Source organism: Mesorhizobium sp. M2A.F.Ca.ET.043.02.1.1, assembly GCF_003952405.1.
In the GTDB taxonomy this organism is placed as follows: domain Bacteria; phylum Pseudomonadota; class Alphaproteobacteria; order Rhizobiales; family Rhizobiaceae; genus Mesorhizobium.
In genome coordinates, this window is sequence record NZ_CP034445.1 from 210145 (window position 1) to 224296 (window position 14152).

The following is a 14152-nucleotide window of genomic DNA, read 5'->3' on the forward strand; positions in this document are numbered from 1 at the left end:
AGTTTACCGGTACTCGAAGATCGAGCGGAATATCCCGGGCGCCACCACCGATAGCGGATTGATGTTGAGGGTCGGCTTGTTGGCATTGCCGCGCAGCCGGTAGGTGACGCCGATCAGGCCGCGGTCGCGTCCGTTGCCGAGCAGCGGCCCGAACAGCGGCAATTCGCCGAAGATACGGTTCAGACCGTAGACCGGCATGAAGGTGCCGGTCATGTCCATGTTGTTGTTCGGATCATAGAGCGTTCCCTGGAAGGTCGTGCCGATACGTGGACCGCGCAGCAGGCCGTTCGCCAGCCTCAGATAGCCGGACCCCTTGTCGATCTCGGCGAAGCCGCGCTCGAACTGCACCCTGGACGTATCGATATTGCCCTTGACGGCCTCGTTCAGGCTGCGCGTATCGCCGGCCGGCGTGGTCGATACGATCGAGGCCAGCTTGGGCTCGTTGACGACATAGAAGTTGCGAGCATCCACCTGTCCCTTCATCGGCCCGTCGGCGGCGCCCGAGAGCGAGAGCGTGATCGCGCCGCCTTCCATATGCTCGTAGACGTTGAGGAAACGCAGGATCGCGCCGGCGTCGGCCGACTTCACCCTGAGCACCCGGCCGCCTTCGCTGGTGGTGTTGTTGATCGTGATCGGGGCGCCCGAGCTTGCCGCGGCGGTGACGTTGAGCCCGTTCACTCGCGATCCGGCCGCGCTGTATTCGAGCTTCAGATTGGAAAGCACCTCGTCGTGGAAACCGGTCAGCGATGCCACATCGGCGCTCACCGAGATCGCGTCGCTGCCGGCGCCTTTGGTGGCGGTGTCGACATCGGAGGTGAACTGCTTGATCAGCGAGCGGGCGTCGAGCGACGCGCCGCTGACGTCGACCGCGTAGCTCTTGCCGGCGCGCTTGACCGAAACGGCAACGTCGTCGCCTCGGTTCAACGCAACCTTGCTGAAGCGGGCCGCAGACAACGCGCCGTTGACCAGCGTCACATTGCCGTCGATCGAAAAGCTTTTTCCGTCGAGAGCGAAATCCGACAGCGTGGTTGTGCTGCCGGACTTTGCCATGTTGAATGCGACCTTGGCCGGAATGCCGGCACCCTTGCTCCAGCCCGCCCAGGGAATGTCGAGCCTGGCATTGGTCAGGTCCGCCGAGACCTGCTGGGCGTCCTCGCCGCTCTTGTCGATCGCCACCTTGATGGTTCCCGAAAGCAGGTCCGACAGCCCAGGCATGCTGGCGTTGCGCGTCTTGTCGTCGAGGATCAGCGTGACCTTGCGGCTGCGCGCCGGCCCGTCATCGGCGAGCGGTTCGACCAGATCGAGCTCGGCCGGAATGCCGTTGAGCTTGGCATCCGCCGAAATCACCGCCTGCTTTGGCCCCACTGTTATCGAGCCGTCCGCCTCGGTAACGGTCTGGTCTTCGAACGACTTGGCGAGCGACAGGTCCTGATAGTCGAGGGAAACCAGCCAATCGAGCTTCGAGGTGTCCATGCCCCTCGTCAGCGGAATGTCTGCCCTGACGTGGCCGGTAACGGTGCCGGACAGGTCCTCGGGCGCCAGCCCGACATGGCGCATGGCATTGATCGGCTCGTAGGAGGCAAGCTCGGCGATTGCCGGCGCCTCACCCGCGACGTCGATGTCGAGCCCGCCGACCACGATCGGTCGATTGGCATTCTTGATCGTCAGCGTCCCGCCGCTTGCCGCCACGGTGCGGCCGCTCGGCATGTAGACGCTGCCCGAGGAGAGCGCGATGTCGACATCGTTGCCGTGGAACGCGACGACGCCGACCGCGTCGCGAACCGGCGGGATGCGCCCGGCGGTATCGAAGCGCGAGCCTTCGATCTGGAAACGGCCGAACACTTCGTCGCCGGTGAGCGGCACGCCATTGCCCAGGCGCCCCGGCACCACCTGGAACTGCAGGTTGGCGTCGGTCACTGTACCCCCGAACAGGTTACCCAGCACCCAAAGCCGCGCATTGCGGGCCGAAAACCAGGGCCACAATTGCTTCACATGCGAGACCGGCATGCCGTGAACGTTGAGCGACAGCGACACGCCCGGAGGACCGTTGTCGACGAAGGCGACGGTGGCCGCGCCCAGCACTTCGCCCGATCCGCCGGACCGGACGCCGATCTGCTCGGCGACGAGCTTGCGGCTCTTTGGCTGATAGACGCCTGCGATGCGGGCCAGGAACCGAAGCGCCGGTTCGGGCGATTCCGAAGGCGCCAGCGTCGAGCCGTCGCTGGTCAGGTCGTAGCGGTATGCGGGCTCCTCCCCGGCGGCTGCCGGCTTCGGCCCGATCGACCCGGCAAAGTCGAAGCTGGAGCGACCGTTCTTGATCAGCAGCCGGTCGACCGAGATCTTGTTCGAGCCGGCCATCAGCGTGGCATCGGCATCGACGTCGAGAGGCAGCAGCCCGCGTTCGTCCAGGTCGAGCACGGAGCCGGTGAGCGAGAGCGAGGCCGCCAGTCGCGACGGGCTGTCGGCCGACGCTTCCGAGCCCGAAAGCTTCAGCGCGATCGAACCTAGTCTAGCGCCATCGGCCGCAGGGGCAGCCTCGGTCGAACCACCCTCGCCGGAGGTGCCCGCGCCTTCTATCTCGATGTTGGCATCCAGCGAGGCGATCCGCCTTGCCGTCGCATCGCGGGTCGCGGTTGCGGTCAGAGTCGCGTGCCGGCCGTCGACATCGGCATCGTAGGAGAACTGCATGCGCCCGGTACCGGTCTGCGCGACAGTTGCCGAGGTGACGGTCACGCGCTTGACGAGCCCTGTGTCCGGCAATTCGAACTCGACGTTGTGCAAATCGATCTGGCGTATCGAGTCCTCGCGCACGGTATCCAGCGCGTCGTTGACGCTTGCGAACGCCGCCGCCGACACTTTCTCCGGGTCAACAAGCCCGTTCTCGTTGCGCAGCGCCGCCGTCCAGTCACCGCCGCCGGAAGGCATGGCCGCCACGACGATGTGGGCGTTGGAGAATCTGGCGCTGGTCAGCCGGACATCGCCGGAAAGCAGCGGCAGCAGGCGCATGCCGAAACGCACCCGCCCGATATCGGCCATCGGCTTGCCGTCAGCCGTCTTGAGGCTGACATCGTTCACCTGCAGGGCAATGAAGCTCGATCCGTCCAGCGTCAGCCGCGCCGCGCCGACGGTGACATTGACATCGACCCCTGCCAGCTTCTCGATGGCGGTCTCCGCCTCGGCCCGGAGCCGTTCCGTGCCGATGCCCGAGGCCCCCAGGACATAGACGCCCGCCGCCGCCAGAAGCACGAGTGCGCAAAGCCCGGCAAACACGCGGCCGAGGACGCGGAAGCGCCGCCGCACCACCGCGCGGCCAAGCGGCGGCACGCTGCAAGCGGACGGGAGCTTCGCCAGGTCGGTGATCTCGTCACGCCTGAACCTGATCTTCTCGTGCTGCGGGTCTTCCTGATCCAAGCAATCTTCCGTTGTGACGAACTCGTCATGGACGAATCCCCGCCTCACGTTATATCGATGCGTTCCCACGCGTAACCGCAAACAAGGGCATCGATATGGCTGATCTCGAGGTGGGCGACGCAGCGCCTCAATTCGATCTTCCGCGTGACGGCGGCGGCTCCCTCAGTCTCGCCGCGCTTCGGGGCAAGCCCGTTGTACTCTACTTCTACCCGCAGGACGACACCACAAGCTGCACCAATGAGGCGATCGGCTTCTCGCAGTTGAAACCGGAGTTCGAGAAGGCCGGCGTCGAAGTGATCGGGCTGTCCCCCGATAGCGTGAAGAAACACGACAAATTCAAGGCGAAGCACGATCTCACCGTCGATCTCGTCGCCGACGAGGAGCGCAAGGTGATCGAGGCCTATCATTTGTGGGTCGAGAAGACGATGTATGGGCGCAAATATATGGGTGTCGAACGCGCCACCTTCCTGATCGGCAAGGACGGGCGCATCGCTCGCGTCTGGCGCAAGGTGCGCGTCAAGGGCCATGCCGAAGAGGTGCTCGAGGCAGTGCACGCGCTCTGAGCGTCGCCAAAGCCCACCAAAGCAATCGACAATTATGGTCGTTACTCGTCCGGTGCCTCGGCCTTCGGCTGCCGCCGCGCCCTCCAGGATTTCGAACGATGGCTCGCTTGATCGGCCAGCGCGGCAAGATGGCCACGCAAACCGCGCGCACCCATCATGGACGACAGCGTGACTGATTGCGTGGCGAAGCGCCGCTTGAAATCCTCGCCGCCGCAGAGAAAATCGACCGTGGCGAGACCTCGGTCGAACGACCATTGGATATAGTCCATCATCAGTACCATGCCCGGCGAGGCGCGCTCGTATTCGGGATCATAGGTGGTGACGAAAGCCATCATCGTGCCGTGCTGCTCGAAATTGATCGAGACGGCGACGATCGTGTCGTCGAGCTCCAGCACGAAGATGCGCAACAGCCCGAGGTCGGCCAGCACCGAAGTAAGCGCGGCAAGAACCGGCGAGCCCTTATCGAACAGATCCGAGGCGCGACCATGGCGAGCGAGCCAGAGCCGCTTCAACGTCGCGACGCGCTCGAGCACCGGCTCTCGCGGCTCCGCCGCGTCCAGCAGCCGGAAACGCAATGCACCGCTTTCTTCCATGAACTTGCGGCCACGACGATAGTTCTGCCGGCCCTTCTTGGACAACGTCTCGAACCATTCCGCCCCACGCTGCCAGGAGCCAGCGACACGATAGCTGATTTCGGTGCGGTGATTGGGCCGAAGCGCCTTGCCATGAGCCGGTTCCAGCAGGGCATGAACACCGGCATCCGGCAGCAGACGGTTGAGATAGATCAGGTCGAAGCCACCCTGGTCAAAAACATACTGCCAGAGGCGGGAGACCGCCCGCGGGTCGCTGCCGGGTGCAACCAGCGCGTCGCCATAATCACTGTGATCCTTCGCCGCCCATTCGAGTATGCGGATGCCGGAACGCCTGAAGGTCGCGAGCGCTATCACGCCATCGAGCCGGTCGCCGTTCCAGGCAAGCCCAATCCTGAGCGCGCGCCGCTCCTGCTGCGGGGTGGTGCGCCACCAGGCCGCAATCCAGTCCGGGTGCTGGAAGACAAGTCCACCAGCCCGCTGCCAGAGCGCCCTCCAGGCCGGTGCGATCTCGGCCAGGCGCGCCGCCGACGTCACGACTTCGAAGGTGTGTGTCCGCGGGATTGCGAGCACAACGGGACCGTTCATGGCCGTGTCCCCTCCGAGGCTCGCGAGGTGCGCGACCGTGGCTTTCCGGGCCGGATGCGCCTGGCGATATGTCCCCACATCCGCTTCAGCGGCATGACGTAGAGGCCTGCGAGCGACTGATAGTCGCGCACATCGCGGTCGACCAGCCCGAATTTGAAGTCCTCGTCGGGCCTCGGCACACACAATGTTCCGAAGAGCCGGTCCCAGAACGAGAAGAGCAGCCCGAAGTTCTTGTCGTAGTGGCGCGGATCGACGCTGTGATGCAACTGATGCCAGTGGGGACACAGGATCAAATGGTTGAGCGGGCCGAACGAGATCTTGAAATGCGTGTGCCTGACGAAATCCATCATCAGGATGTTACGCATGACATAGACGTTGACGCCAAAAACGGTCAGTTCGACAAGGTTCAGCGAAATCAGCGACCAGATGCCGAAGCAGAACCCTACGATGATGCCGTCCCAGGCTCGGTTCATCAACTCGTCGAGCGGATGGACCCGGTCCTTGGTGATCCCGACCATCACCTCGGCCGAGTGATGCACCTTGTGCAGTTCCCAAAGCAGTGGATAGCGATGCTGGGCGACGTGATAGAGATAATAGGAAATGTCGTAGGCGAGGAGCATGCTGACGGTGAAGATCAGAACCGTCACCGGCCCTGCCGGCCCCTCGGTCAGAGGCTGCTGGAAGTGGAGCAGTGTCGAAAACAGCCAGTTGGTCCCGTACCCCACCGCGGTGACGAAGACGATTCCGGCGGGCAGCATCAGGAAAGGCATCAGGGCCTTCTTCGTGACCCAGAACAGAAGGTCGGCCTTCGCGGAGGGATGGGTGATGACCTCATGCGGGATGACGAACTCGAAGAACTCCTTCCAGCTCTTCTCCTCGACCGTGCGCCAATAGGCTACAAGCGCGCTGACAAAGGCAGTCAGCAGCAAAAGCCCGGTCGCCAGCAGACTGGTGCCCGATATCTTGTCGAGGATCTTGCCAACCAGATCGTCCAGCATTCCTACCGCCACGGTGAATCCCAAACACCAACACGCCTTTACTCGAAAAACGTCAACTAAACGCAATCGAAGAGAGTTAAGAAACCGCGCCTTACTCTGGGAGCTACAGGCTGCTCCTGGCAGAACATTAGTGTTCGTTGCCAACGATTTAGCGACATGGCGGCGCGTCCAGGAGATTTTCGCGCAACTTCGTGCCCGTGCTGCGTGCATTCGGCCCCGCGCGGTCGACCCGGCAAGCCTTTGTTAACCCTAATAATGTGTAATCAGGCTTGTCGTTGGTCCCGTAACGAAAGCCTGGTCCCCGTGAAACCAACCGGTCAGTCAGCTGTCTTCGGCAGGCGCAAGGAACCGCACACGGTCATCATCGCCCGCGGCAACGAGATAAGGCATTTCACCATCCGCCCCTGGCTCGCCGCCTTCCTCGGCTCGGCCCTGGCGGCGATCGCCATCGGCTATCTGCTTGCCACGTCCTATCTGGTGTTGCGCGACGACCTGATCGGCGCCACGACGGCCAGGCAGGCGCGCATGCAGCAGGCCTATGAGGACCGCATCTCGGCCCTTCGTGCCCAGGTCGACCGCATCACCAGCCGCCAGCTTCTCGACCAGCAGCTGATGGAAACCAAGGTCAGCGAGCTCTTGGCCAGGCAGACCCAGCTCAGCGAGCGCCACGGGCGGCTCGGCCCGATCCTCGAGCGTGCCGAGAACGAGGTTGGAGACGCGCCCGCGGCAGGCGCCGCGGCGGCCAAACGCGATGAACCCGCGGAGATCACCGGCAGCCTCTCCCAGGCGCCGACCTATTCCGTCGCATCCTTGAGCGCCGGTGACACCAGGCCCTTCTCGCTTTGGTCGACACGGTCCAATCCGCTCGATGGAGAAACGGCTGCCGACCGCGCCGACAAGCTGTTCGTCTCGATCAACGCATCGCTGAAGGCCATCGAGAGCCAGCAGCTCTCGCGCATTACCACGCTTGCCGACAGCGCCTACAAGAATGCCGATGCCATAACCCAGGCGCTGGAAGCCGCGGGCCTGCCGGTCGACAGCGAGCTCAACAAGAGCGATGTCGGCGGCCCGCTGGTGCCACTCGATCCCACGCTGGTTTTAGACAGCAAGGTCAAGGAACTGGACGAGGCGCTCGACGCGCTTGACGGGGTCAAGAAGGAGGCGCGCAAGCTGCCGCTCGCCAACCCCGCCCCTGGCCATCCGGTGACCAGCCCGTTTGGCGTACGCACGGACCCGATCCTGGGCAGCGCCGCCCTGCACACGGGCATGGATTTCAGGGCGCCGATCGGCATGCCGGCCAAGGTCACGGCCGCCGGCATCGTCACCAGGGCCGGCTGGGCCGGCGGCTACGGCCGCATGGTCGAGGTCGACCACGGCAACGGCTTTGCCACACGCTACGGACATCTGAGCGAGATCGACGTCACTGTCGGCCAGAAGCTCGCCGCCGGCGACATCATCGGCAAGACCGGCAGCAGCGGCCGCTCGACCGGCCCGCACCTTCATTACGAGGTGCGCCACGATGGCGAGGCGGTCGACCCGCTACGCTTCCTCACTGTCGGCAAGAAGGTCGCGCAATACCTTTGACCGGCTTATCCGACAAAGGCGCCTGCGGATCGGCTAAGCGCCGTAATTCTCCTGTCCGGCCAGGTACATCGTTGCCGCCGAAACCAGAGTAAGGACGCCGTTCTTCAACGCCGTCTCGTCGATGCGGAACCTGGAATGGTGGAGTGGGTAGACTGACCCTACCCCCTCGTTGCGGATGCCGAGCCGGAAATAGACCGACGGGCGTTTCTCGCTGTAGTAAGCGAAGTCGTCGGCAATGCTCCATCCAGGCATGTTGAGAGCATTGTCTGCGCCAATGCTGGCTTTGGCGCCGGCCATGATGAGCGCGGCCATACCGGCATCGTTGACGACGCCCGGTTCGCCCCGGCGGATGTCGATCTTTACGCTGGCGCCGTGGCTTGCCGCTATTCCGTCCAGCACTTCACGAAGCCGGCGCCAGGTCCGCACGCGAGTGGCGTCGTTGCCGCTGCGGATGGTGCCTTTGAACGCGACCTTGCCGGCAGTGACGTTATAGGCATTGCCGCCATTGATGGCGGTCACCGAGATGACCAGCGGATCATAGGGATCGGTCTCACGCGAAACGATCTTCTGCAGCTCGCTAACCATGGAGCAGGCGACAGTCAGCGCGTCTATGCCTTCATAGGGCTTTGCCGCATGCGCCGCCGAGCCGGTGACCAGCACATCGAACGTGTCGCAGGCGAGAGTGTAGGGACCCGGGCCGACGGCCACCTTGCCGGACGGCGTATACGGATCGACATGGACGCAGATCGCGGCATCGACGTCGTCGAGAAGCCCCTCCTCGACCACCCGTCGCCCACCAGACGGTTCATCTTCCTCGGCCGGCTGGAAGATGAGGCGAACGGTTCCGCCGAAACTGTCGCGTGAGCGATTGAGATGCGCGGCGACCGCAAAGCCCATCGCGGCGTGGGCGTCATGACCGCAGGCATGCATCACGCCCGGATTTTTGGACGCAAAGTCGACGCCGGACTCCTCCTCGATCGGCAGGGCGTCGATATCGGCGCGGATAGCCACCTTGCGGTTCGAAGGCCGGCCGGTGCCGACGATGTCGACGGCAAGCCCGTAGCCGGCGACATCGCGGATCTCGGTGATCCCTTCCTTTACAAGCATCTCGCGCAAGTAACGCTGCGTGCGTGCCTCCCGGTTCGACAGCTCGGGATTGGCGGTGCAGATGGCGCCGGATCTCGATCATCCGATCGAGAATTCCGGCATCGATGTCGGGCGCGGCATCGCTCGTCGAGGACGGCCGGTCAGGTTTTGACATGAATATCCCGCGGGAACTTCGTCAGCGTCTCGTTGCCGGACTCGGTCACCAAAATGGTTTCGCTGACCTCGATGCCCCAGCCGTCCATCCACATGCCCAGGATGGAATGGACGACATTGCCGGGCTGCAGCACCGTCTTGTCGCCGGGCCGCAGGCTGATCGTGTGCTCGCCCCAATCCGGCGGATAGGCAACGCCGATCGAATAGCCGATACGCGATTCCTTCTTCAGCCCGTGACGGGCAATGACCTTGCGCCAGGCAGCTTCGACAGCCTCGGCGGTGGTGCCCGGCCGTACCGTGTCGAGCACCGCATCCATGCCTTCGATCACCGCCTTTGCCGTATCCGCGACGCTCGCCGGCGTCTTGCCGAGCTGCATCGTCCTGGCTAGCCCCGCCGCATAGCGGCGGCAGACGCCGGCGAGTTCCAGCGCGATGGTTTCGTCCTTCCCGAACCGCCTGTCGCTCCACATAATGTGTGGCGCGGAAGCGTTTTCGCCGCCGAGGATCGTCGGCGGCAGCGCGGTGATGTCGCCGGCGAAATCCGGGCTGCCGGCGATCTGCGCCGCCTGGATGGAAGCAATCGCGTCGCATTCGCGCACACCCGGCGCGATGACCTCGTAGGCCCGCGCGACCGCCGCCTCGGCCAGTCTTGACGCCTTGCGAAGATAGGCGATTTCCGGCGCCGACTTGACCGCGCGGATCCAGTTCACGAGCAGGTCGGCGTCGTGCCATTTCGCATTGGGCAGGCCGGCGACGAGCCGCGCATGCGCCTTGGGCGAAAAATAATAGGCTTCAAGCTCGATGCCGACGGGACGGTTGCCCCAGCCCTTGGCGACGATCCAGGCCGCGATCCAGTCCATCGGGTGCCGGTCGGCCCGCTGGACATGGTCCTCCGGGAAGCCGACGACGTTTTCCGGCTTCACCCAGGCCGTCAGCAAGCCGCCGGCCGCATCCATGGCGCGGCCGATCCAGACAGGCTCCGCGTCCTCGATGGGAACAAGCACGACCTGCGGCGTGTAGAACGACCAGCCGTCATAGCCGGTGATGTAGTGCTGGTTGGCGACGTCGTTGACGATCAGGAGTTCGATGCTGCGCCTGGCCATCTCGGCGCGGATTTTTCCGAGCCGCCGCTGGTACTCTGCGCGGGCAAAAGGCAGTTCAATCATCTTTTCTCCTCATCGGATCGATCTGGTCGGGGACGAAGCCCTATCGTCCTACCATTGCGGTGGTTTTGAGCGACGACAATCGGCCAGGACGGTGCATAGGCAGGGCCTACCGAGCAGTCTCGGCTTGCCAGCCGCAATGGTCAGGTCCACCTGCCTTGAACGAGCCGATGACCTGTTCGCCGAACAAAAGAGCGATTGACTCGAAGTAAGTTGTAGGATGATATGTATCACCTGATATCGATAAATCTCCATGACCGTTGATCGCCTCTCGCCGGAAATACTCAGCGCCATGGAAGGCGCCGTCGGCCGAAACGGCATTGCCGCCGAGCCGGCTGGAATGGCGAAATATCTGGGCGACTGGGCGGGCGATTATCGCGGCGAAGCGCTTGCCGTGCTGCGGCCCGGCTCGGTCGGCGAAGTCCAGGCCCTGATGCGCTTGTGCAACGAGCTTGGGCTCGGCATCGTTCCGCAAGGCGGCAACACCGGGCTGGTATCAGGCGCGATCGACAGCAAAGGCGGCGGCCTGGTTGTCTTGAGCCTGGAGCGGCTGAACGCCATCCGGCAGATTGATGCCGGCAACTTCACCCTGCAAGCCGATGCCGGCTGCGTGCTGCAGACGATCAAGGACGCCTGCGAGGCGCAAGAATGCCTCTTCCCGCTCGCGCTTGGCGCGCAAGGCAGTTGCCAGATCGGCGGCAATGCGGCGACCAATGCCGGCGGCGTCAACGTGCTGCGCTATGGCATGGCACGCGACCTGATCCTCGGTCTCGAAGTCGTGCTGGCGGACGGCGAACTGTGGAACGGCTTCTCTGGTCTGCGCAAGAACAACAGCGGCTACGACCTGAAGCAGCTTTTCATCGGCTCCGAAGGCACGCTCGGCATCATCACCGGTGTCGAGGTCAAGCTGTTTCCGAAACCGGCGCGAACCGAGACCGCCTATCTCGGCCTTGCCTCGTTCGAGGCGGCCGTTGCGCTCTTCAACCAGGCGCGCCGCGATTGCTCGGACCTCGTCTCCGCTTTCGAGATCATCGGCGCCGAATGCATCGAGCTTGCCCGGCTGATCGACCCGGCGATGAGGGCGCCGGTCGGAGCGCCCGTCCACGTGCTGATCGAATTGTCATCCAGCGCGGCTATCGACCTCAACAGCTTGCTGGCCGGCGTCCTCGGCGATGCCATGGAAAATGGCCTGGTAACCGACGCGGTTCTCGCCGCGAGCACGACGCAGGCCAGGAGTTTTTGGGCGATCCGCGAAGGTCTGGTCGAAGGCCAGGCCAAGCGTGGCTATCATGTGCGCACCGACCTGTCGGTGAGGATTTCCGACATCCCCAGCCTCAGCGAAAGAGCCCGCCGCTTCGTCGCGAATGACCATCCCGGCTGGATCCCGCTCGCCTACGGCCACGCCGGTGACGGCAACATCCACTTCAACGTGCTGCCGCCGCTCGAACTCGCCGAGGATGAAGCCCGTGCCCGGGGCGCCGAAGTCATCGCCGGGCTCTATGAAATCGCCGTCGGTCTCGGCGGCTCGATCAGCGCGGAGCACGGCATCGGCCGCAGCCGCCGCAAGGAATTCTGGGCCGGGCTTTCGCCGGCGCATCGCCGCATGGTCGCGGCGCTGAAGAGCGCACTCGACCCCAAGGGCCTGATGAATCCCGGTTGCCTGTTGCCCGCGACGGAGACTTTTCCATGAAGCAGAGACTGGCCGCCATCGGCACTGTCGAGACATTGCCGCACCGGGTCGCTGCCTTCCTCAGCCGCGAGATCGAATCCGGCGAATTGAACCCCGGCGCGCGCCTGCCGACCGAGCAGGAATTGTCCGAAAAATTCGGCGTCAGCCGCAATGTCGTGCGCGAGGCGATCGCCCAGCTTCGCGCCGACGGCATGATCGAGGCGCGCCAAGGCATCGGCGCCTTCGTGCTGGCGCCCGAGCAGCGAGCAGCGATCCGCATCGACCGCGAGGCGCTCAAGGACACGCACAACATGGAGCGGCTGTTCGAGTTGCGCTGCATCCTCGAGGCCGAGTCGGCTGCGCTCGCCGCGGCGCGCCGCAATCAGGGCCATCTCGATTCGATCAAGGCTGCGCTCGACCGCATGGGCGGCGAGGAGCGTTGGGAAGAAGGCAGCATCGACGCCGACCTGCTCTTCCACCGCGAGATCGCGCGCGCCACCGGCAACAGCTACATCCACACCTTCATCTCGTTCGTCTGCGAGCAGATCCGCCACTCGATCCACTACGCGCGCATGACGAACCCGCTCCACGACCTCGTCGAGATCAATGTCGGCGAGCATGTGCGCATCTATGAGGCTCTAGTGGCGGGCGATCCGGCTGCGGCGGAGGCGGCGATGCGCACGCATATCGTCGGCGCCGCCAACCGCGTCGGCGTCAAGCTGCCGCTCTCGAAAGACACCGGAGCGAAATAGCCATGCCAGCAAGCGTCACGCGCATCTCCGACGTCTGCCTTCTGGTGGAAAACATCGAAAGGACGGTCGATTTCTATGTCGAGAAACTCGGCTTCCGCCTGCGCCGCCGAGCCGAAGGGTTTGCCGACTTCCATGGCGAGGGCGTGACGCTCGCCGCCTGGGAACTCGACCACATCAACCGCTATACCGGCGTGTCGAAGCTGCGATCGCCGAGCCATGCGCACAAGGTCTGCGTCGCGGTACAGCTCGACACGCCTGCCGATATCGACCGGCTGCATGGCGAATTGAGCGCCAAAGGCGTGCCTTTCTACGGCCCACCGGAAAACTACGTCTGGAACGCGCGCTGCGCCTATTTCACCGACCCGGACGACACGCTTTGGGAGCTTTACGCCTGGCTCGACGGCGGCCCTGGCGATTACCACGACGAACAGCCGTAGACGACGCCGCGCTGAAGGGAGCGGCGCCTGAAGAAAAGACGAGAAAGTCTGCAACAGGAGCGAAAAATGAATGGGAACAGGGACTTTGAATTGAACCGCCGTGCATTCGTGAAAGGCGGCATGGCAGCGGTGGCGGCCGTATCTGCCGGCATGCAGCTGCTGCTGACGCCGGGCGCCAAGGCCGCGGGCAAGGTCGTCATCCAGTATGACTGGTTGATATCCAACGGCCAGATCGGCGATATCGCGGCCGTCGCCAACGGCTATTTCAAGGACGCTGGGCTGGAGGTCGAGTTCAGCCCCGGCGGCCCCAACGCGTCGACCGTGCCGCCGGTCATTTCGGGCGCCGCCCAGCTTGGGCAATTCTCGGAAACGCCGCAGCTATATTCTGCCCGCGCCAGCGGCGTGCCGATCAAGATCATCGCCTGCGGCTTCCGTACCGGTCCTTACGCATTGACCTCGAAACCGGCCAAGCCGATCCGCAGTGTCTCCGATCTCAAGGGAAAGAAGATCGGTATCCAGCCGACGGCGCGCTTCGTCATCGACGAGATCCTGGCCAAGAACGGCATCGACTCGTCGGAGGTGACCATCGTCAATGTCGGCTTCGACAAGGCGCCGCTGGTGCGCGGCGATGTCGATGCCATCGGCGGCTGGATCACCAACACCCAGGCGCTCAGCGTCGTCGGCGACGACCGCATCGACCTTCTGACGCGCGACCTCGGGCTGAGCTCCTACGCGGACGTCTATTTCGCTACCGACGCGGCAATCGAAAAGGATCCTGAGACGCTGGCGAAGTTCATCGGCGCCGTGGGCAAAGGCTGGGGCTGGGTGCATGCCAATCCGCAGGAAGCGGTCAAGAAGATGGTCGCCGCCTATCCGGAAATGGATCTTGGCTGGGAGGAAAAGACCGTCAATCTGGTGCTGAAACTCTCCTTTGACGGCGCCACCGCCAAGGACGGCTGGGGCACGTTCGACCCGGCCTCGATAGAGGAGCAATTGGCGCTGCTCGACAAGGTTGGCCAGTATCCAAACGGTCGCCCGGCGGCCGCCGAGGCCTACACCACCAAGATACTCGAACTCTCGGCCGCCGACCGGCCCAAGCTCGACGCGCCCGCCGCGTAAAGCATGATCTCAAGAGGT

Annotated in this window: 11 protein-coding genes; 6 read left to right on the plus strand and 5 right to left on the minus strand. The window is 64.0% G+C overall.

Going from position 1 to position 14152, the window contains the following annotated elements; translation table 11 throughout:
* Window positions 1-3 precede the first annotated feature (3 nt).
* Window positions 4-3411 carry a DUF3971 domain-containing protein gene (locus tag EJ068_RS01025; RefSeq protein WP_127253596.1) on the minus strand — a complete coding sequence of 1136 codons (3408 nt, stop codon included), beginning with the start codon at window positions 3409-3411 and terminating at the stop codon, window positions 4-6.
* 95 nt (window positions 3412-3506) lie between these two features.
* Here EJ068_RS01025 and EJ068_RS01030 point away from each other — a divergent pair, with 95 nt between their 5' ends.
* Window positions 3507-3974, plus strand: coding sequence for a peroxiredoxin (locus EJ068_RS01030; protein WP_127253595.1), 468 nt, complete (start codon window positions 3507-3509; stop codon window positions 3972-3974).
* A gap of 41 nt (window positions 3975-4015) precedes the next feature.
* Here the strand turns inward: EJ068_RS01030 and EJ068_RS01035 are convergent, their stop codons facing one another.
* Both EJ068_RS01035 and EJ068_RS01040 read right to left on the minus strand, forming a co-directional pair.
* Complete coding sequence (locus EJ068_RS01035) at window positions 4016-5152, minus strand: GNAT family N-acetyltransferase (protein ID WP_127386300.1); 1137 nt, start codon at window positions 5150-5152, stop codon at window positions 4016-4018.
* Window positions 5149-6150: a sterol desaturase family protein gene (locus EJ068_RS01040; protein WP_128298495.1), complete on the minus strand. Its 1002-nt coding sequence runs from the start codon at window positions 6148-6150 to the stop codon at window positions 5149-5151. Before EJ068_RS01040 ends, EJ068_RS01035 begins: the two co-directional genes overlap by 4 nt.
* Window positions 6151-6453: 303 nt before the next feature.
* On the opposite strand from EJ068_RS01040, the gene EJ068_RS01045 reads away from it, so the two are divergent.
* Window positions 6454-7734: a M23 family metallopeptidase gene (locus EJ068_RS01045; protein WP_129554444.1), complete on the plus strand. Its 1281-nt coding sequence runs from the start codon at window positions 6454-6456 to the stop codon at window positions 7732-7734.
* 33 nt (window positions 7735-7767) lie between these two features.
* Here EJ068_RS01045 and EJ068_RS01050 read toward each other — a convergent pair whose 3' ends face one another.
* Together EJ068_RS01050 and EJ068_RS01055 are read right to left on the minus strand one after the other, a co-directional pair.
* A complete protein-coding gene (locus EJ068_RS01050; RefSeq protein WP_245463511.1) occupies window positions 7768-8841 on the minus strand; it encodes an amidohydrolase in 1074 nt (357 codons plus the stop codon).
* A gap of 140 nt (window positions 8842-8981) precedes the next feature.
* Window positions 8982-10160: a M24 family metallopeptidase gene (locus EJ068_RS01055; protein ID WP_127252782.1), complete on the minus strand. Its 1179-nt coding sequence runs from the start codon at window positions 10158-10160 to the stop codon at window positions 8982-8984.
* Window positions 10161-10410: 250 nt separating this feature from the next.
* Here EJ068_RS01055 and EJ068_RS01060 point away from each other — a divergent pair, with 250 nt between their 5' ends.
* From EJ068_RS01060 to EJ068_RS01075, 4 genes are all read left to right on the plus strand, one after another.
* Window positions 10411-11847, plus strand: a complete 1437-nt coding sequence (locus tag EJ068_RS01060; RefSeq protein ID WP_189342686.1) for an FAD-binding oxidoreductase — start codon at window positions 10411-10413, stop codon at window positions 11845-11847.
* A complete protein-coding gene (locus EJ068_RS01065; RefSeq protein ID WP_126082454.1) occupies window positions 11844-12578 on the plus strand; it encodes a FadR/GntR family transcriptional regulator in 735 nt (244 codons plus the stop codon). Before EJ068_RS01060 ends, EJ068_RS01065 begins: the two co-directional genes overlap by 4 nt.
* Before the next feature lie 2 nt (window positions 12579-12580).
* Window positions 12581-13015 carry a VOC family protein gene (locus EJ068_RS01070; protein WP_189342687.1) on the plus strand — a complete coding sequence of 145 codons (435 nt, stop codon included), beginning with the start codon at window positions 12581-12583 and terminating at the stop codon, window positions 13013-13015.
* Between the two features lie 66 nt (window positions 13016-13081).
* Window positions 13082-14134, plus strand: a complete 1053-nt coding sequence (locus EJ068_RS01075; RefSeq protein WP_189342688.1) for an ABC transporter substrate-binding protein — start codon at window positions 13082-13084, stop codon at window positions 14132-14134.
* The last annotated feature ends 18 nt before the right edge of the window (window positions 14135-14152 follow it).